The 19,990-nt window shown below is 70.1% G+C and carries 15 protein-coding genes; 12 read left to right on the plus strand and 3 right to left on the minus strand.

The window, feature by feature from the left end; translation table 11 throughout:
- The first annotated feature begins 31 nt into the window (after positions 1 to 31).
- From AB0I69_RS14925 to AB0I69_RS14940, 4 genes are read left to right on the plus strand one after another with little or no spacing between them, the layout of a single operon-like run.
- Complete coding sequence (locus AB0I69_RS14925) at positions 32 to 1,009, plus strand: ABC transporter permease (protein WP_363096017.1); 978 nt, start codon at positions 32 to 34, stop codon at positions 1,007 to 1,009.
- Positions 1,006 to 2,034, plus strand: coding sequence for an ABC transporter ATP-binding protein (locus AB0I69_RS14930; RefSeq protein ID WP_363096018.1), 1,029 nt, complete (start codon positions 1,006 to 1,008; stop codon positions 2,032 to 2,034). The genes AB0I69_RS14925 and AB0I69_RS14930 overlap by 4 nt, the downstream gene beginning before the upstream one ends.
- Entirely contained in the window at positions 2,031 to 3,065 is a 1,035-nt protein-coding gene (locus AB0I69_RS14935; protein ID WP_363096019.1) for a dipeptide ABC transporter ATP-binding protein, read from the plus strand. Before AB0I69_RS14930 ends, AB0I69_RS14935 begins: the two co-directional genes overlap by 4 nt.
- Complete coding sequence (locus tag AB0I69_RS14940) at positions 3,062 to 4,906, plus strand: immune inhibitor A domain-containing protein (protein WP_363096020.1); 1,845 nt, start codon at positions 3,062 to 3,064, stop codon at positions 4,904 to 4,906. Before AB0I69_RS14935 ends, AB0I69_RS14940 begins: the two co-directional genes overlap by 4 nt.
- A gap of 11 nt (positions 4,907 to 4,917) precedes the next feature.
- Here AB0I69_RS14940 and AB0I69_RS14945 read toward each other — a convergent pair whose 3' ends face one another.
- On the minus strand, positions 4,918 to 8,019 hold the full coding sequence (locus AB0I69_RS14945) for an endo-alpha-N-acetylgalactosaminidase family protein (RefSeq protein ID WP_363096021.1): 3,102 nt from the start codon (positions 8,017 to 8,019) through the stop codon (positions 4,918 to 4,920).
- A 168-nt stretch (positions 8,020 to 8,187) separates the two neighbouring features.
- Between AB0I69_RS14945 and AB0I69_RS14950 the strand changes: the two genes are divergently transcribed.
- The 8 genes from AB0I69_RS14950 (at position 8,188) to AB0I69_RS14985 (ending at position 17,237) form a co-directional block, all read left to right on the plus strand.
- Complete coding sequence (locus AB0I69_RS14950; RefSeq protein WP_363096022.1) at positions 8,188 to 9,411, plus strand: ROK family transcriptional regulator; 1,224 nt, start codon at positions 8,188 to 8,190, stop codon at positions 9,409 to 9,411.
- The gene (locus AB0I69_RS14955) at positions 9,408 to 10,574 is read left to right on the plus strand and encodes an enolase C-terminal domain-like protein (RefSeq protein WP_363096023.1); all 1,167 of its coding nucleotides are present in this window, start codon (positions 9,408 to 9,410) and stop codon (positions 10,572 to 10,574) included. The genes AB0I69_RS14950 and AB0I69_RS14955 overlap by 4 nt, the downstream gene beginning before the upstream one ends.
- Before the next feature lie 93 nt (positions 10,575 to 10,667).
- A complete protein-coding gene (locus AB0I69_RS14960; RefSeq protein WP_363096024.1) occupies positions 10,668 to 12,230 on the plus strand; it encodes an ABC transporter substrate-binding protein in 1,563 nt (520 codons plus the stop codon).
- Between the two features lie 15 nt (positions 12,231 to 12,245).
- A complete protein-coding gene (locus AB0I69_RS14965; RefSeq protein WP_363096025.1) occupies positions 12,246 to 13,199 on the plus strand; it encodes an ABC transporter permease in 954 nt (317 codons plus the stop codon).
- Entirely contained in the window at positions 13,196 to 14,044 is an 849-nt protein-coding gene (locus AB0I69_RS14970) for an ABC transporter permease (protein WP_363096026.1), read from the plus strand. The genes AB0I69_RS14965 and AB0I69_RS14970 overlap by 4 nt, the downstream gene beginning before the upstream one ends.
- Positions 14,041 to 14,766 (plus strand): SDR family NAD(P)-dependent oxidoreductase, encoded by a 726-nt coding sequence (locus tag AB0I69_RS14975; protein ID WP_363096027.1) that lies wholly within the window; start codon positions 14,041 to 14,043, stop codon positions 14,764 to 14,766. The genes AB0I69_RS14970 and AB0I69_RS14975 overlap by 4 nt, the downstream gene beginning before the upstream one ends.
- A 73-nt stretch (positions 14,767 to 14,839) precedes the next feature.
- Positions 14,840 to 16,780, plus strand: coding sequence for a right-handed parallel beta-helix repeat-containing protein (locus AB0I69_RS14980; protein WP_363096028.1), 1,941 nt, complete (start codon positions 14,840 to 14,842; stop codon positions 16,778 to 16,780).
- A 289-nt stretch (positions 16,781 to 17,069) separates the two neighbouring features.
- On the plus strand, positions 17,070 to 17,237 hold the full coding sequence (locus AB0I69_RS14985) for a hypothetical protein (protein ID WP_363096029.1): 168 nt from the start codon (positions 17,070 to 17,072) through the stop codon (positions 17,235 to 17,237).
- Between the two features lie 17 nt (positions 17,238 to 17,254).
- On the opposite strand, the gene AB0I69_RS14990 is transcribed toward AB0I69_RS14985, so the two are convergent.
- Positions 17,255 to 18,271 (minus strand): ROK family protein, encoded by a 1,017-nt coding sequence (locus AB0I69_RS14990; protein WP_363096030.1) that lies wholly within the window; start codon positions 18,269 to 18,271, stop codon positions 17,255 to 17,257.
- Positions 18,268 to 19,965 carry a class I mannose-6-phosphate isomerase gene (locus tag AB0I69_RS14995; RefSeq protein ID WP_363096031.1) on the minus strand — a complete coding sequence of 566 codons (1,698 nt, stop codon included), beginning with the start codon at positions 19,963 to 19,965 and terminating at the stop codon, positions 18,268 to 18,270. Before AB0I69_RS14995 ends, AB0I69_RS14990 begins: the two co-directional genes overlap by 4 nt.
- Positions 19,966 to 19,990: the final 25 nt, after the last annotated feature.

Below are 19,990 nucleotides of genomic sequence, written 5' to 3' on the forward strand. Positions count from 1 at the left end.
CAATTGACCCACGCAACCGAAAGCTCTCCTCATGGCCCGCTACCTCGTCCGCCGCATCCTGGGCGCGCTGGTGATCCTGCTGGTGGTCACGGCCGTCACGTACTTCCTCTTCTTCACCGCACCCAGCGACCCGGCAAGACTCTCCTGCGGCTCCGTGTGCACCCCTGCCAGCTATCTGCAGATCAAGCACAACATGGGCCTCGACCAGCCCGTGTACCAGCAGCTCTGGCAGTACCTCAGCGGCATCGTCGCCGGCCGTGACATCGGCTCCTCGCACTGCGACGCGCCCTGCCTCGGCTACTCCTTCTACAACCACAAGCCGGTCTTCGACACCCTCAGCGGACGCTTCCCGGCGACGCTCTCCCTGGTGTGCGGCGCCGTGCTGGTCTTCCTCGTCCTCGGAGTCGGCGCGGGCCTGATCGCCGCCGCGCGGCGCGGCAGCGCCACCGACAAGGCCGTCTCCGTCTTCGCCCTGGTCGGCGCTGCCGTACAGATCTACTTCATCGGCATCCTCGCCCGGTACTTCTTCGTGGACCGGCTGCGCTGGCTTCCCCAGCCCGGCTACCAGCCCTTCACCGACGGCCTCGGCGACTGGTTCGGCGGCATGGTCCTGGCGTGGCTCGTGCTGGCCGTCGTCTACACCGCGAGCTACTCCCGCTACACCCGCTCGTCCATGATCGACGCGCTGAACGACGACGCCGTCCGCACCGCCCGCGCCAAGGGCCTGCCGGGAAGCACCGTCTTCTTCAAGTACGCGGGCCGGGCCGCGCTGACCCCCGTGGTCACCATCTTCGGCCTCGACCTCGGCCACCTCCTGGGCGGCGCGATGATCACCGAGACCACCTTCAACATCGCCGGCATCGGCCAGACCGCCGTCCAGGCCGTGGAACACCAGGACCTGCCGACGCTGGTGGGGGTCACCCTGATCGCCGCGTTCTTCATGGTCCTCTTCGGCCTGCTCGTCGACCTCGTCTACGGCCTCATCGACCCCCGGGTGCGCCTGTCATGACCGACGCCTTCCTGTCCGTACGCGATCTGCACGTCCGCTTCGCGACCGAGGCCGGTCCCGTGCACGCCGTCAACGGCCTCAGCTTCGACCTCCAGCGCGGCCGGACCCTCGGCATCGTCGGCGAGTCCGGCTCGGGCAAGTCCGTCACCAGCCTCGCGGTCCTCGGCCTGCACAACCGCGCGAAGACGAGCGTCGAGGGCGAGATCCTCCTCGACGGCCAGGACCTCACGGTCCTGCGCGAGAAGGAGCTCGAACAGCTCCGTGGCCGCCGCATGTCCATGATCTTCCAGGACCCGCTGACCGCCCTCTCGCCGTACTACACGATCGGCAACCAGCTCGCGGACGGCTACCGCACCCACACCGGGGCGGGGAGGAAGGCGGCGCGGGAACGGGCCGTCGACATGCTCGCCCGGGTCGGCATAGCGCAGCCGAGGCAGCGCGCCGATGCCTACCCGCACCAGTTCTCGGGCGGTATGCGGCAGCGCGCGATGATCGCCATGGCGCTGATGTGCGACCCCGATCTGCTCATCGCCGACGAGCCGACCACCGCTCTCGACGTCACCGTGCAGGCCGAGATCCTGGACCTACTGGCCGATGTGCAGCGGGAGTTCGGCACCGCGATCGTCCTGATCACCCACGACCTGGGCGTCGTCGCGCAGACCGCGCACGAGGTGATGGTGATGTACGGCGGCCGGTGCGTGGAGCGCGGCACCGCGGAGGAGGTTCTGGTCCACCCCCAACACCCGTACACCTGGGGCCTGTTGGGCTCCATGCCCACCCTGGACGGCGACCCCGACGCCGACCTCACCCCCATCGAGGGCACCCCGCCCTCACTGCTCGACCCGCCGCCCGGCTGCGCGTTCCACCCCCGGTGCACCTACGTCGACCGGGTCGGCGACCCGTGCCTCACACGGCGGCCGACCCTGGACGGCGTAGGCCATCAGGCGGCCTGCCACCTCCCGGCCGCCACCCGTGAACAGATCCTCGTCGAGGAGATCAACTCCAGGCACGGGAGCGACGTATGAGTACCAGTCAGAAAACCCCGCTGCTCGAAGTCAAGGACCTCCAACAGCACTTCCCGGTCAGGGGGAACGGCGGCGTCTTCGGCCGCACCGTCGGCGCAGTGCGCGCCGTCGACGGCATCAGCTTCACCGTCCACGAGGGCGAGCCCCTCGGCCTGGTCGGTGAGTCCGGCTGCGGAAAGTCGACCACCGGCCAGATGGTCGCGCGGCTCCTGGAACCCACCGGCGGCTCGATCGCGTACCGGGGACAGGACATCACGCACGCCTCCCGGCGCGAGTTGAAGCCGGTGCGTTCCGAGATCCAGATGGTGTTCCAGGACCCCTACTCCTCGCTCAACCCGCGCCAGACCGTCGGCTCGATCATCGAGGCGCCGATGGAGGTCAACGGCATCGCCCCGCCGGGCGGGCGCGCGGCGCGCGTGCAGGAGCTGTTGCGGACGGTCGGTCTCAACCCCGAGCACGCGCAGCGTTTCCCGCACGAGTTCTCCGGCGGTCAGCGCCAACGCATCGGCATCGCCCGCGCGTTGGCCCTCGACCCGAAGCTGATCATCGCGGACGAGCCGGTGTCGGCGCTCGACGTCTCCATCCAGGCGCAGGTGGTCAATCTGCTCCGCCGGCTCCAGCGCGAACAGGGCATCTCCTTCCTGTTCATCGCCCACGACCTGGCCGTCGTACGGAACTTCTCGCACCGCGTGGCGGTCATGTACCTCGGCAAGATCGTGGAGATCGCCGACCGCGACGCCCTCTACGGCGCCCCGCACCACCCCTACACGCACGCACTCCTCTCGGCCGTGCCCGAACCCGACCCGCGCAGGCGGGGCGAACGCGCGCGCATCCGCCTCACCGGTGACGTACCGAGCCCCGCCAACCCGCCGTCCGGCTGCCGGTTCCGTACCCGCTGCTGGAAGGCGCAGGACGTCTGCGCCGCCCAGGAGCCACCGCTCGCGGCCGTCGCCGACGGGCATCTGACGGCCTGTCACTTCCCGCAGACCCCTGCACCTACCACCGACTCCCTTATGGAGGACGTACGTTGAGCAAGCACAAGAGGAACCGCAGACCCGCCCTCGCGGCACTGGTGGCGACCACGGCGTCGCTGCTCGTCGCGGGGTCCCTGCTGTCGTATTCGGCCATGGCGGACGACGACGACACGACCACGTCGAGCCAAGCAGCCGAACAGCACACCGAGTTCAGCCCCGCCGACCTGAAGACCCAGCAGGCCCGTGCCGAGGCGACCGGCAAGGTCGTCAAGGGCGAGGCCGCGGCCACCGACAAGGGCTCCTCGAAGCGCGTCGAGTACGCCGACGGCAAGTACGCCGAGACCGCCCGCACCACGGACCGCATCTTCGTGCTGCCCGTCGAGTTCGGCAGCGCGATCGACCCGACGTACGGCGGCGCGGCCGGCCCGCTGCACAACACCATCGCCGAACCCGACCGCACCACCGACACGGCGACGGTGTGGACCTCGGACTACAGCAAGTCCTACTACCAGCACCAGATCTTCGGCGACGCCACCGCAGGCCACGACACCCTCAAGTCCTACTACCAGCGCCAGTCCACCGGCGCCTACTCCATCACTGGAACGGTCCAGGACTGGGTGAAGGTCGACCACTCGATCTCGCACTACGGCACCGACAGCTGCAAGCGCGACGGTGTCGCGATCTCCACCTACTACTGCAACGAGCAGCTCGTCACCGACGGCCTCAACACCTGGTACGCCCAGCAGTTGGCCGCCGGCAAGACCGCCGCCGAGATCAAGGCGTACCTGGCGAAGTTCGACCAGTGGGACCGTAACGACTACGACGGCGACGGCATCTACAACGAGCCCGACGGATACCTGGACCACATCCAGATCTACTACGCCGGCGAGTCCCAGGCCAACGGCGGCGGCGCCTACGGCACCAACGCGATCGGCTCCCACAAGGGCACCGTCTCCTACCTCCAGACCGACGCGGACACCCTCGGCCCCGACAACGGCAACCTCGACGGCGGTTCGGCCATCGGAGACTCCGGTATCTGGGCCAACGACTACGTCATGACCAACGAAAACCACGGCCTGGGCACCATCGCCCACGAGTACGGCCACGACCTCGGCCTGCCCGACCTGTACGACACCTCGGGCGGCGAGAACTCCACCGGCTTCTGGTCGGTCATGTCCAACGGCTCACTGCTCAGCAGCGAGAACGAGATCTCCACCTACCCGGCCGACCTCGGCGCCTGGGCGAAACTGCAACTCGGCTGGCTCGACTACGCCACCGCCGAGGCCGCCACCGCGGCGCGCTACGCCCTCAACCCGCTCTCGGTGAAGTCCTCGACCAAGGGCCCCGAGGCCGTCGTGGTCACCCTGCCGGACGACGCCGACGGCAACGCCCGCTACTACGTGGTGGAGAACCGCCAGTACGTCGGCGAGGACCGATACCTCCAGGGCGGCCCGTACAACTTCGGCTGGGCCTCAACCGCGTACAACCTCACCGAGCACCTGACCTACGAGAACGGCGTCCTGATCTGGTACTGGAACACCAAGTACGCCAACAACAAGACCAGGACGAACGGCGGTTACGGCGAGATCCTCCCGATCGACGCCCACGCCACCCCGGCGCTCGCCACGACCGGAGCGACGATCCGCAACCGACTCCAGTCCTACGACGCCCCGTTCGCCCTGCACGCCACCAAGGCCCTGACCTTCCACCTCAACGGCGTCGAGCAGACCATCCCCTCCCAGCCCGGTGTGGCGACCTTCGACGACGTCAACGGCACCTACCACTACGCCACCAACCCGTACGGCTCCAGCTACGACGCCGACTCCGGCACCACCATCACGGTGACCAAGGAGTACGCCGACGGCCGGGTCGGCATCGCGGTGGGCGCCTCGTCGTAGACGCCGACTGACTACTCGGACCCCTCCAGTTCCGTGACGGTGAAGGCGTCCAGCGTGAATTCCGCGGTGGAACTGGTGCCGGTCTTGGTGAGGCCGACCCATGCCTCGCCGGTGTCGGGTGCGGTGAACTCGTAGGTGAATTCGGTGGGTTCGGTGGCGGCGGGCACGGGAGTGCTGCTGAGCTGCCGGGTGGTGGGGGTGTCGACGGCGGTGGTCCAGGCGTACTGGCCGGCGGAGTCGTTCTCGTAGCGGAAGGTGACCCGGTAGCGGTGGCCGGGTGCGAAGCGGACCGTGTGCGGGAGCGTGCGGTAGACGGTGCCGAGGCGTTCGCCGCGGGACTTCAGGGACCACTCGCCGTCGACGACGTCGTCGATCGCCTTGCCGTTCCAGCCGCGTTGGGTGTACGTGCTGTGGCGGCGGGCGACGTGGGTGCGCGGGTCGTTGGCGGTTCCGGTGCCGGGGCCTTCGACGAACGGGCCCCAGCCCTGCGGGACATGCTCGAAATCCTCGAAGACCAGGGCACCGGCGGCCTGCGGACGCGCCGCCGCGACGACGCGCAGGTTGTCGAAGACGATCCGTGCGTCACCGGCCGCCGCGCGCAAGGTGAGACTGACCGGACCGCCGCCCGCCGGGACGGTGAAGTACGTGAACATGCGCTGCGCGCGGGTGCCGTGTTTGCTGTCGGCGTTGACGTAGTTGACGGCGGTGGAGGTGTCGGTCCAGTTCACTGCGGTGACGCCGTCGGCGGTGGCCAACTCCAGTGCTGCCCGCCGCTGTTCACCCGCGCTCGCGCCGACCTCGACCTGCACGGAGGCGGCGTACGGACCGGGCGGCAGCCGGCGCAGCCGGGTCGTCAGCGCCGCGGCGTCCCCCGCTCCGATGACCAACTCCCGGTCGCCGAGGGCGTTCCGTACGACGGAGGCGGGGCCCGTGACCTGCCAGTGCCCCAGACTGCCGGAGAGAAAGCCGGGATCGCGCAAGGGCGTTGCTTCGCCGAAGGCGGGATCGGACCGGGTGGGTGCCGGGGTGCGGTGGACGACGTACGGCTGGGCGGGATCCGCCGTGATGGTCACCGTGCCGTCGGTGACGGGGAGTTCGACGGCGGGGCCGCGCCCGGTGTCGGACAACGGGTAGGCCCAGATCCGTCCGGCTGTCGGCCACTTGCGCGGGAGGCGCCAAGTCGTCGTGCCCCCGGCGGGGTTGTAGTGGTAGAGGCGGTCCGGGTCGGCGGCGTTGCGTGGCTCCCAGGGCAGCAGGTAGGCGCCGCCGTCGTGGACGACACGTCCGTCGGTGGTGATACGGCGGCTGCCGGTGGTGTCGTCGACCGTGGTGGCGTACGGGCCGAAGAAGGTTACCTGATGCTCGTCCCAGCGCTTGATCGGATACGCCTGGAGGTATTTGGCGGGCAGGTTCTGGGTCCAGATGTTGGCGTAGAAGGCGTTCCAGTCGACCTCGCCGCGCCAGCCCTCGTAGGCGACGAGGCGGGCGGTGGGCAGCAGCGGCCACTTGTCGGCGAAGACGTCCTTTTGGTGGTGGCGCAGGAAGCGGATGAGCTGGGAGTTGATGCCGCGGGAGGTGTCGGCGCCGTAGTCGGTCTCGTTGGCCCAGTGCGACCACAGGGAGGAGCGTTCCAGGCCGTGGCCCCATTCGGTGGCGATCATCCAGCCCTGGGCGTGGAGTTCGCGCTGGAGGCGGTCGGAGGTCCAGCCGGATTCGCGGAAGACGTCGAGGTAGACGGTGTTGAGGGCGGGGTCGGTCTCGGCGCGGAGCTGGGCGAAGCGGGCGGCGATGGTGCCGGCGGTCAGGTCGCGGCGGGAGTCGATGCGGTAGGACAGGTCGAGCCAGTCCCACTGTGGGTTGGCGGGGTCGGCGAGGGTGTCGGTGAAGTGCCGGGCCGTGGGGTACGCCTCGGTGGCGTTGACGTGCACGGCGAAGTCACTGTGCCACTTCTTTCCGGCGCGCAGCAGGGAGTTGAGGTCGGTGAGGCCGCCGGCGCGCTGGTTGTAGTTGCCGCCGTAGTCGGGATGCGAGGAGTCGTGGCCCTCAGCCTGGTAGCCCTTCAGAAGCGTGAACTGCCGTAGCCCGTCGGTCGCCAGAGAGATCCGCTTGACCTGGTCCAACGCGGCGAGGAACGGATTCGTGGCCTGCGAGGCGAAGTTGTACGAGATGTGCGACGCCACCCGCAGATGCTGGCCGTCCGCGCCCGGCGGCTCGACCATGATGTCCCGCAGCGCGATCGCGGCGTCCTGCCAGTCGACGATCCCGTCGTCGTTGCGGTCCCGGGTGATGATCACGGTGGCGAACGGCAACGGCTCGGTGTCGGGCGCGCCGGCCGCGCGGTAGGTCCACTGCCCGCACGAGATGCCCAACTCGACACTGCCGTCGGCCAGTTGCCGCGCCCGGCGCCAGAAACGCCCGTTCTCCCAGGTGGTGTCGGCGGCGGTGGACACCGTGTCGTAGACGCTGTTGTTCTCCAGCGCCACGCCCAACTCGGCCGTGTGCGCGACGACGTACGCGCAGCCCAGCGGTTTCGCGTCGGCCGGGGTGGACGCGGTGACGCGGATCGTCGTGTCGGCGGTGACGGCCTTGTTCAGCCCGACCCGCGCGGCCATCACCGTCGCGGTGTCCTGGTCGGAGCGCACGCTGACGAGGTTGTGCCCGGGGATCTCCAGCGTGCCCACCCGCAACGCTTCGGTGTCGGTGACGGAGGTGACCTTGAACGTGACCGTCCAGCCGTCCACCGCGATCTCCGCGCCGATCAACACCCCCTCGGCCAGGGTCAGTTCGTACACCACCCGGTCCGCGCCGACCGTGGCGGTGACCTGTGGGGTGTACGCCTGCCCGTTGACCAGCAGGGAGGTCAGGGGTTCCGCGCGGCCGTGGATCACCGCCCCGCTCTCGCGGTCGGTGTACGACACGATCTGAGGGAACGTGGTGTCGACCACCACCTCCAGCTCGGGGGAGCGCAGCACCGCGGCGCTGCCGTCGTCGGCGAGAGCCATGCCCGGCACGGCGAGCGACCCGGCCAGACCGGCGGCGGCTGCTGTCACGACAACGGCGCGTCTGCTCGGGCCTACAGGACGACTGGCTTCGGGCAGGTTCGTCTCCGGCATTGCCAAACTCCCTTTCCGGTACATGACAACTGAAAGATCGCGATTCAGCCGCGTTCCTGCGTCCGCGTCGAGCCCTGTCCATCTGTCGAGATCTTCCGTAACGGCCATTGCGCGACTTCGCCATTCTGACTTAATTTCTGAAATTAAGTCGTGGAGAAGGGGTGAACCATGAGAGCGGAAGGCATGCGCCGAGGCAACGCCTCGGCCGTCCTGCGAGCCGTCGTCGCCGACGGCCCGCTCTCGCGCGCCGACATCGCACGTCGTACGGGACTGTCGGCGCCCAGCGTCACCAAACTCACCGCCGTCCTCGTGGACGCCGGCCTGCTGAGCGAGCAGGCCCCGCTGGAGACCACCCAGGGTCGGCCGCGCGTCCCCGTGCGCATCGACCCACGGGGACCGGTCGCCCTCGGCATCCACATCGGCCTGCTGCGCACCACGCTCGGCCTGGTCGCCCTCGACGGCACGGTGCTCTCGCAACGGGTCCTCGACCACGACGGCGCCCTCGACCCGCGCCGGATCACCGAGCAGGCCGTGACCGGCGCCCGGGACTTCCTGGCCGAACGGCTGGGCGGGCGCCGCCTGTTGGGCACCGGCATCAGCCTCGGCGGCTGGGTCGACGGCGACGCCGGCACGGTCGTCGAGCACAGCGCGCTGGGCTGGACCGACGTACACCTGCTGGACCTGCTGGACGACCGGTTGCCGGGGCCCGTGATGCTCGACCAGAACGTACGGGCCGCCGCCCGCGCCGAGTTGTGGTTCGGGGCGGGTCGCGAGGTCGACGACTTCGTGTACATCTTCTTCGGGAACATCCTCGGCGCCGCCCTGGTCGTCGACCGCTCCGTGCACCGCGGACCCGGCGCGGCGGCCGGCGGCATCGAGCATCTCCCGGTGAGCGGGGTCGAGGACACGGCGTGCGCGTGCTGCGGTACCGCGTGCCTCTCGGCGGTCGCGAGCGACGCGGTCCTGGTGGAACGGGCCCGCGCGGAGGGGGTGTTGGCGTCGAGGGACGCGCATCTGCCGCTTCCGCTGGAGCGGCTGATCGCCGCCGCGCGCCCGGCCGGGACCGGCTCCGGGGACGCCCGTGCCCAGCAACTCCTGCGCACCCGCGCCGAGTTCGCGGGACGCGCGGTGGCCACTGTCGCCGATCTGCTCAACCCCAGCCGGGTCGTTCTCGCGGGCGGCATCGTCGTCGCCGACGAGTACCTGCCCGACCTGCGCGCGGCCGTCGGCGACCGGGTGCACCGGGGCTGGAGCGCCGACGAACGCATCGTGACCAGTACGTTCGGCTCCGGCACGCTGGTCGTCGCCTCCGCGATGCCGCTGCTGGAGTCGGTCTACCTGGACCCGCTCGCGCTGCTCGGGGACGCCGGAGAGCAGGAGGCGGCGTCGTGACGGGACTGCCACGCGGCGAGGTTGTCGTGCCTGGGTCTGCTCCGGCCCTGCCTCCCGCCGAGGGCTGGGAGTTGTTCCGGATCGCGGTGAGTGCCCGCACGGAGTGGCTGGTACTGCGGGTGAGCGACCAGGACGGTGCGTACGGGTACGGCGAGTGCTCGGACGCGGGCGCCCTCGACACCGTGATGCGCGAACTCCGGCGGTTCGCGGGCCCGTTCGACCCGGTCGCTTCGCGTTCCGACGGCCCAGGCGACTTCTACACCCGCGACGACTTCGCCACGGCCACAGTACGGGGCGGCGTTCAGCAAGCCCGCCTGGACCGCACCGCCCGCCGGGCCGGCGTGCCGCTGCGGCGACTGCTCTCATCCCAGGACACCATGGACACGGTCGAGTTGTACGCCAACCTCAACCGAGCCCCCGGCGGCCGTGCCCCGCACCAGGTGGCCGCGACCGCCGAAGCCGCCGTACGCGACGGCTTCACCGGAGTGAAACTCGCCCCCTTCGACACCCCGGACCCGGCCGGCCGGCACGACCTCGCCCGGATCGGCCTCGACCGGGTGCGTGCCGTGCGTGCGGCTGTCGGCGACGGCATCGACGTCATGGTGGACGCCCACCAGCGCCTCACCCTCGCCGAACTCACCCCACTCCTGCGCCACTTCGAGGATCTCGGCCTGCACTGGCTGGAGGACGGCGTCGGTATCGAACGCCCCGGCGAACTCGCCGAGCTGCGCGCCCGTACGGAACTGCTCCTGGCCGGGGGCGAGTTCGCCCGGCGCCGGAGCGACATCCATGCCGTGCGCGGCCTGCTCGACGTCCTGCTGCCGGACGTGAAGCACGCCGGCGGCCCCCTCGCCGCCCTCGACCTCGTCAACCAGATGGCGTTCAAGGCGCGCATCTCCCTGCACAACCCCTCCGGCCCCGTCGCCACCCTGCACGCCGCGCACATCGCGCCCACCGACCCGGCCCTCGCCGAACGCCTGGAGTACGCCTACGGCGAGGTCGACTGGCGCGCGGACGTGGTGCACGGCGCCGAGCGGATCCAGCGCGGCCGGCTCACTCTGTCCGACGCCCCCGGCATCGGCCTCGAACTCGACACCGAGCACCCGGCGGTCACCCGGGTCTGGAGCGGACGCCTCGAACCGCGCCCCTCCTGTTGTCGCTGAACCCGCCTTCGCACTCGCACGCCTGACGGAACGTCACCTCCGTCGAGCGCCCCCACAGCCCTCATCTCTCTTCCTGCCCACCGGAGTTCCCCCATGCCCGAAAGACTCGCCATATCCCGCCGCAGCCTGCTCGCCGCGATCGGCGTCGGCGGTGCGCTGCTCGCCGTGCCCGCCTGCCGCAGTGCCGCCGACGAGAGCACGAAGGCGTCCGGTACCGCGCAGAAGGGCGGCACGCTGAAGATCGCGCAGAGCGCCGACATCGCGCCCGCGACGCTCTTCGGCCAGAACAACCCGAACTTCACGCTCGCCCGCACGGTCTTCAACACCCTGACGGAGTACGACCACAAGACCCTCCAGCCGAAGCCGTCGCTCGCCGAGTCCTGGACGCAGACGGCGGACGGAAAGTCGATCACCCTCAAGCTGCGCGAGGGCGTCACCTTCCACAGCGGACGCGCCTTCACCGCCGCGGACGTGCGCTTCGCCCTGGAGAACCTGACGAAGGACACCACCGCGTCCCAGCTCAAGCATGTCGCCCTCGCCATCTCGAAGATCACCGAGGTCGACGCGCACACGATCACGCTCACTCTCGCGCACCCGGTCAGCAACCTCTTCGACCTCTTCGAGATCCTCCTCATCGTCGACAAGGAGTCGATCGACGAGTTGCTCAAGGGCACGAAGATCATCGGCACCGGCCCGTTCAAGGTCGCGAGCTACACGCCGGGCACCGGCTTCGAGTTGAAGCGCAACGACGCCTACTGGAAGAAGGGCGCCCCGCTGCTCGACGCCGTCGAGGTCTCCGTCGTCGGCCAGTCCGCCTCGATGGTGTCCTCGCTGCGCTCCGGCGGCACGCACCTTCTCGTCGACGTGGCCCCGCTGGACGCGGCCTCGATCAAGAGCGACGACCAGTTCGCGGTCACCGTCTCCGATGCCCACGACTCCGGCTTCTACATCGCCTCCAACGTCAAGGTGAAGCCCCTCGACGACAAGCGCGTGCGCCAGGCCGTCGCCTGGGCCGTCGACCGCGACCGCGTCCTCAGCCAGGTCCTCGGCGGCATCGGTACGGTCACCTCCCTTCCCTGGGCGACGAGTTCACCGGCCTACGACAAGGCGAAGGCCGCGCACTACACCCGCGACCTGAGCAAGGCCAAGGCCCTCATCAAGGCAGCGGGTGCCGGCGGCAAGACCGTCAAGGTCGTCTACAACGCGGGCCTCGCGACCAACGCGAAGATCGCCGAGATCGTCCAGTACGACCTCACGCAGATCGGCCTCAAGGCGCAGGCGGAGCCGCTCCAGGCCGCCGACTTCCTCGCCAAGCTCCAAGCCGGCGAACTGCCCGGCCTGTTCATCAACGGCCACGGCTTCGGACAGCTGCACCCGGCGACCCTGGTCAAGGGCGCGTTCCCGTTCAACGCGGACAAGAACGCCTCCAACTTCGACAGCGACAAGTACCGGGCACTCGCCGACCAGTTGTGGCAGGCCACCACCGACACCGCCGCCAAGGAGGCCGCCGACGCGGTCAACGACCTCTTGCTGGAAGAGCAGTTCGTCTCCGACCTCGTAGCAAGCTCCCACACCTTCACGATCACCAAGAAGGTCCAGGGCCTGGGCTGGACGATGTACGACTACCTCGACCTCGACCAGACCTCGATCGGCTGAGGCGGGACAGCCGTCATGCTGCGCTACGCCCTCCGCCGCGTCCCGTCCGCCCTGCTGGTGCTGCTGGCCGCGTCCGTCCTGGTCTTCGGCATCCTCCGGCTCGCACCGGGAGACCCTGCCGTCGTCCTCGCCGGACCCGACGCCTCCGCGGCCACCGTCGCCCACGTCCGGGCCTCCCTCGGCCTGGACTCGTCGCTGCCCGTCCAGTACTGGACCTGGCTCACCGGCCTGTTCACCGGCGACCTCGGCACCTCCTTCATCCTGGGCGCCCCCATCGCCACCCTCATCGGACACGGCCTGGGCAACACCCTCGAACTCGCCGCCGCCGCGCTGGTGTTGGCGCTGGCGGGTGGTGGAGCGGCAGGCGTCGTGCTCGGCACCGCCCACCACAAGGGCGTCCGCGCACTCCTCGGCGGCGCGGTGAACCTGGCGCTCGCCGTCCCGCCGTACGTCACCGGCGTCCTGCTCGTCCTGCTCTTCGCGGTCACCTTCCGCGTCCTGCCCGCCTCGGGTCACGAGTCGCTGCTCGCCGACCCGGTGATCGGCGTCCAGTACCTCCTGTTGCCCGCCCTGTGCCTGGCCCTTCCCACCGGCGCGGTCCTCGCCCGCTTCCTCGCCGCCGCGCTGCGCAAGTCGGTCCAGGAGGACTACGTGCGCACCGGCCACGGCAAGGGGCTCACGGAACGGCGCCTGCTGACCCGGCACACCCTGCCCGGCGCCCTGCCGCCGGTGATCACCGTCCTCGGCATCCAGATCGGCCAACTCCTGGGCGGCGCCATCGTCGTGGAAGCCGTCTTCGCCTGGCCGGGCATCGGCCAACTCCTCCTCCAGGCCGTCCTCGGCCGCGACTACCTGCTCGTCCAGGACCTGTTGCTGCTCGCGGTCGGCGTGTTCGTCGTGCTCCAGACACTGACTGACCTGATGCAGGCGGGACTTGACCCACGGGTACGGATCAGGGGCGGCATATGAGCGCGGTGATAGCGGTACGCGGGCGGGTACGACTGGCCGCCAACTCCCGCGCGCTGAGCGCGCCTTCGGCCCGCTGGGGCCTCGCCCTGGTCGTACTCCTCGTGCTGCTCGGCATCGCGGCGCCGCTGCTCACTCCGTACTCACCACTCACCCAGGGCCCGGACTCGCTCCTCGGCCCCGGCCTCCACCACCCGCTCGGCACCGACGAGTTCGGCCGCGACCTGCTCACCCGCACGCTGTACGGCATCCGGCTCGACCTGCTCATCGCCGCCACCGCCGTCCCGCTCGGCGCGCTCGCCGGTGTCACCCTCGGCGTTCTGTGCGCCCTGCACCCCCTCGTGGACGTCGTACTCCAGCGGGCCTTCGACGTCATGCTGGCCTTCACCGCGCTGATCCTCGGCGTCACCCTCGCCGCGGTCCTCGGCCCCGGCACGGCCGCCGTGTTCTGGACCGTCGCCGGCATCAACGTCCCGGTCTTCGGAAGGATCACCCGGGACGCCGTACGACTCGAAAAGGACCGCGAATACGTGCTCGCGGCCCGCGCCCTGGGTGCCGGACGACTACGCATCCTGGTCGGCGACATCCTGCCCAACATCCTCGACACGCTGATCGTGCAGGCCGCGCTGTCCCTGTCCACGGCTGTGTTCGTCGAGGGCGCGATGAGCTTCGTCGGCATCGGGGTCACCCCGCCCACCCCTTCGCTCGGCGCGCTGCTGCGCACGAGCGCGACCTTCCTCGGCGACAATCCGGCGTACGCGCTCGGCCCGGTCACCGTCGTCGTGGGGCTGGTGATCGGCTTCAATCTGCTCGCCGACGGACTGAACAAGGGGTTGCTGAAGCGATGACGACCACCGCTGTCGTGACCGGTGCCGCCCGTGGCATCGGGCGCGCGATCGCCACCGAACTCGCCGACCGGGGACACGAGGTCGTCGCCGTGGACGTCCTGGAGTCCGTACGGGACACCGCGACCGACCGCATCGAGCCGGTCGTCTGCGACCTCACGGACCCGGACGCAGCGGAGCGCGTACTCGCCGGGCGGGAGGCGTCGGTACTCGTCAACTGCGCCTTCGCGGAAGAGCGTTCGTCTCTTCTCGACGGCACCGAGCGGGGCTGGCAGTTCACCTTCGACGTCAGCCTGCACGCGGCCGTACGACTCGCCCGTACCTTCGCCGCGCGGCTGATCGAGGCGGACCGGCCGGGCGCGATCGTCAACGTGGCGTCCGTACATGCCCAGTTCGCGGCGGAGGGCTTCGGCGCGTACTCCGCCGCGAAGGCCGGTCTGGTCGCCTTCACCCGTACCGCCGCCCTCGAATGGGGCCCGCACGGCATCCGCGTCAACGCCGTGGCCCCCGGCCTGATCCTGGTCGAGCGCAACGCCCATCTGGCCGACAAGCCCGAGGAGTTGGCCAGCCGGGTCCGGCCCTATCCGCTGCGCCGACCCGGACTGCCCCATGAGGTGGCCCGGGCCGTCGCGTTCCTCGCCGGGGACGACGCCTCGTTCGTCACCGGTGCCGTACTGCCCGTAGACGGCGGACTGTCCGCCCGCACCCCGGAGGTGTCCCTGTGACGACGACCCGATGTACGACAACAACCCACCCCACACCCCCAGTTGTCGTCCTCGTCCTCCATGGAGTCCCACCATGCGCCTGCGCGCCCGCACCGCACTCCTCGCCTGCCTGACAGCTCTCGGCACCGCCCTCACCGCGGCCCCACCCGCCCAGGCCGCCGCCACGACCTACTACGTAGACTGCTCCGCCACCACAGCGGGCAGCGGCAGCTCAACCTCGCCCCTCAACACGCTGGCCTCGGTCAACGCACTGACCCTGACGGCCGGTGACCAGGTCCTCTTCAGACGCGGCACGTCCTGCTCCGGCCAACTCGCCCCTGATGCCACCGGCACCGCGACCACCCCGGTCGTCATCGGCGCGTACGGCACGGGCGACCTGCCCGCGATCAACGCGGACGGCGCGGTGAACGCCGTACTCCTCGACAACACGCCCTACACCACCGTCCAGGACCTGGAGTTGACCGCCGACGGCGACAACACCGCCTATCGGCGCGGGGTCTACGTCTACGCCGCCGACGCGGGCACGGTCAGCGGCATCACCCTCCAGCGCCTGAACATCCACGACGTACGCGGCATCATGCCCTCGGCCACCGCCACCACCGGCGACAGCGGCACCGGCAAGTACGCGAACGCCACCGGCGGCATCGTCATCGAGGCCCAGGGCGCCACCACACCCACCGCGTTCGCCGACACCCACATCCTCGACAACACCATCCACTCCGTGGACCGGCAGGGCATCTACACCTGGTCCAACTGGTGCCGGCGCCCCCAACTCGCCGCGTTCTGGAACACGTTGTGCAGCGCCGCCTGGGACGCCTCCACCGGGCTGCTCGTCCAGGGCAACACCCTCACCGACATCGGCGGCGACGGCATCGTCGTCAAGGGCAACGACGGCGCGCTCGTCCAGCACAACCGGCTGACCGGCTTCAACGAACGCTCCGGCAGCCCCAACGCCGGGATGTGGACGGCCAACAGCATCGGCTCCGTCTTCCAGTACAACGAGACCTCCGGCGGCAACACCACCTCCGACGGCATGGCCTACGACGTGGACCACTCCACCTCAGGCACCGTCTTCCAGTACAACCTCTCCCACGACAACGCGGGCGGATTCTTCCTGCTCTGCCCCTACGACACCCCGACCGCCGACTTCACCATCCGCGACAACATCTCCGTCAACGACCGCACCCGCGGCTTTCAGATCTGCGACGGCGAACTCAGCGACGGCCGGATCTACAACAACACCATCGTGATCGGCAGCGGCCTCAGCCCCGCCCTGGTCACCGAGTCGACGTCCGCCGCACTCGACGTGCGGTTCACCAACAACCTGATCCGCAAGACCGGTTCCGGAACGGTCAGTTGGAAGCTCAGCGACTCCGCTTTCGTCATCGACCACAACGCCTTCTACAACGTCACCGCCCCCTCCACCGCCACCAACTCCCTCACCACCGCTCCCGGCCTCGCCGCCCCCGGCATCCGCGACCCCGCCGGCTACCGGCTGATCACCGGCTACCCCACCATCGCCGGCGGCACCCCGATCACCGACAACGGCGGCCTCGACTACTTCGGCAACCCCGTCTCCGCCGCCACCGCCCCCAACATCGGCGCCTACAACGGCACCGGCGTCACCACCCCCGTCCTCACCGACCTCTTCGACACCCTCTCCTCGTCGTGGACGGTGACCGGCACCGCGTCCGTGACGACCGACCCGTCCGGCGACCTGGGCAACTCGGCCATTCTGACCGGCACTTCAGCCCTCACCCGGCCGATCGACGGCACCACCCCCCGCCGCGTCTCCGTACGAGTCCGCTCCGCCTCCACCACTCCACTCACCGTCGAAGCCCTGAACTCCTCCGGCACGGTGGTCGCCACCGGCACCCCCGACGAGACCACCGCCGACACCTGGCACCTCGTCACCTTCACCGCCCCGACCACCGCGACCCAACTCCGCCTGCGCACACCCACATCCGGCACCTACTACGCGGACGACGCCTACGTCCAACCAGTCACCGGCTGACCCGACGACCCCGGCGGGCCATCCATTGCCCGTGCCGGGGATCGACGGATCACGCAGGTCACACCCCGCCCGCCGTTGGGGTGACGCGGGGCGGGCGGGAGCGTACTGGGCACCCGGCACCGGCCGTCCGTCGCGCAGGTTCCGGGCATGCTGCCCGGATTCCTGGGCGAGTGCCGTCCTTGTGGCGGCGATGGCGAACCCACCGTCTTCGCCGCCCTCATCGACGACCAGCCCCCCGAAGAGGTCGCCGCCCCGCTCAGCCGCGTAGCCGAAACCCCCGGAGGTGCCCGTGCTTGACACCGATGCCGGGCGTGGCTGGAAGCGACGGCTGTTGAGCGAGCGGGAACGTCCGCGCCGGGTGCGCGAGTCGCCGTACGCCAGGCAACCGGCGGTACTTTCGCTGCCGGCCTTCGTGCCGGACCGACCACTGACGGTGGTGTCGAGGTTCGTCGGCTGACGTGCACTCAGGACGAATCACTTGCATCCAGCCCTGCCCATACACACCCTGGCCTGCTCCTGGGACCTCGTCGCCGCCGCTCGGGCCGCGCCCACCAGCGCGGCGTCTCCCTCGGGGCAAGCAGGTTTCATCGCGCGAACACGCCGTGCGGCGGCCGACGAAGCGTGACCGGGACCAGGACGCGTGTCTCCTGCGGGGCACTCCGGGGCTCCGGGAGGCAGCGGATTCGCGTCGGCACGTGGGTCGTCCGGCGTCCAGCCACCGGCCGCGAGACCGGTGGACAGGGCGGGGGCGACAAGGTCCCAGGAGCGGGCCATGGAGCCTCCGACGACCAGGGCGGTCGCGCCGAAGGTCAGCAGGCGCGGGCCCAGCACGGCGCCCAGTGCGGTGAAGGCGCCGTCCAGTGCTTGCCGGGCCCGCTCCTCTCCAGCTCTCGCTCGTTCGGCGATGTCGTGTACATCGGCGGCGGGGTCGCCGTAGCGGGCGAGGATGGCCCGGCGGGAGACGGTGTCCTCCAGTGGGTGGCCGTCGATCTCGGTGAGGTCCATCCGGCCCTCGGGCGGTATGCCTGGAACGTTCCCACAGATGCGGCCGTCGGCGAGGAACGCGGAACCGACACCGGTGCCGAGCGTGATGCCCACGACGCGGTGATGCCCGCGGACGGTACCCGCGGACCACTCGCCGGTCAGGAAGGCGTGGGCGTCGTTGAGGAACACGACGTCGCCGGGACGCTGCCGCAGTCCGCGGAGGAGTGCTCGCCGCACGTCCATTCCGTACAGGGCCTCGAACTTGCCCACGCCCCTGAAGAGGGCGACCCCCCGCGCGTAGTCGAACGGACCGGGCACCGCCACTCCCCACCGCGCACCAGGAGGCACCGACAGCCCATCGGCGCAGTGCCGTACGGTGCCCAGGATGTCCTCGGCATCGCCGTCCGCGTCGAGCGGCTCGCGCGTACGACTGGTGACGCTGCCGTCGCGCAGGTCGACGAGCGCCGCGGTGACATGGGTGCCGCCGATCTCCAGGACAGGGATCAACGGACCAACGCCTTCACGACACGCACCGGGCCGCCGGCTGCTGCTCGCAGGGTGTAGCGGCCTACCGCGGCCGGCACGGTCAGTGTCTCCGCGTAGGCCAGTTCGTGGCTGTCTCCGGCCGCCGTGTGCACTGTGACGCCTTCCCCTTCCACCACGTTCAGGATGTGGAACCGTCCATGAGTGTCGTCGTCAGCCTCGGCCTCGGCGTCGAGCACGAACCTCCTCACCTCGTAGAACATCTCGGCCAGGCCGCCGATGACCTCCTCCCGCCAACCGGTGCCCTCGCGCAGGGTGCGCGGCCTTTGGACCAGGTCACGGGCGACGGAGTCGCCGCGTCGTCCGGTCTCCAGATTGGCGAACCCGTGCTCGTAGGGGAGAGGGCGCGGGTTGCCGTCGGCTCCGGGGCGCAGCCAGTCGTAGAACCTCAGGCTGTACAGGTAGGGGGTGGCGCTGATCTCCAGTACGAGGTTGCCCGCGCCGCTGGCGTGCGGGGTGCCCGCCGGGATCATGAACAACTGGCCCTGTTCGGCGGGGAAGGCGAGGACGTGGTCCTCGGGGTCCATGGGTACTCCGTCGGTGATGGACCGTTCCACTTCCTTGCGGAAGACGCCGACGTCGGCGTCCTCGCGCAGGCCGAGGAGCACCTTGGTGTCGCTGCTGCCGAGGGTCAGGTAGTACGTCTCGTGCTGGGTGTACGCCCAGCCGAAACGCTCACGCATGTACGACTCCTTCGGGTGGCAGTGCACGGAGAGGCTGCCGCCGCCGACGGTGTCCAGGTAGTCGAAGCGGATCGGGAAGGACGTGCCGAAGCGGGCGTGCACCTCTGCCCCCAGCACGCTCAACGGTTCCAGCACACACAGGAGTTGGAACGGCACCTCGGCCTGCGCCGGCGGTCCGGTGCCGATGAGGATGCCGGCCTCGGGTGCGATCAGTTCGTAACCGAGCGCGGTGTTGGGGGAGTCGGGGTTGAAGCCGAGTTCGCGCTGGGCCCAATGGCCGCCCCAGGGCGTGGAGTTGAAGTACGGGCGGGTGCGGACGGGCTTGCGGGCCAGGGCGGTGTACGTGGCGCGCAGGCCCGCTCCGTCGATCCACGCCGGGTGGTCGGGGCGCTGCATGTCGAGCCAGGCGTCCAGGTGGGGTGCGAGTGCGTCGCGGTGCCGGTCGAGCATCGGCCAGTCGATGTAGAACAGCCGCCTGAAGTCGGGCATCTCGCCCGGCAGGCCGAGGTTGGCGCCCAGCTCGTCCGCGCCGACGGCGGCCTCCGCGTAGCGCTTGGGCACATCGGCGTACCAGAGCAGGTCGTGCTCGACGAGGGCGGCGCCGGGGCCGTAGACGAGGCGCAGTCCTGCCTGTGGTGGTGCGGGTACCGGGAGGGTCTCGAAGAGGTCGTCGAGGGGGTTGTCGGCGAGCCTGCGGAAGTAGGGGTCGGTGGCGTCTGCCGGGTGTTCGGTACGGCTTCTGACGTGTGCCGGCGGTGCGTAGTGGGTCCGTATGTCGAGCAGGGTGACGGGGGCGATGCCGCGGCCGGTCAGCTCGTGTTCCAGGCGATCGGCGAGGAGGGACCAGTCGACGGACGGGGGGCCGTCGATCGCCAACACCGCGGGGCCGGTGGGGAGTTGGGCGGCCACCGCCTGCCATCCGCTGCGGAGGACGGCCTGTGGGGCGGGGGCGTAGCGCGGATCGAGCCGGTACACGGGGTTTCCTTTCGCGGACAGGGCG

Source organism: Streptomyces sp. NPDC050508 (genome assembly GCF_040655155.1).
Classification (GTDB): Bacteria; Actinomycetota; Actinomycetes; order Streptomycetales; family Streptomycetaceae; genus Streptomyces.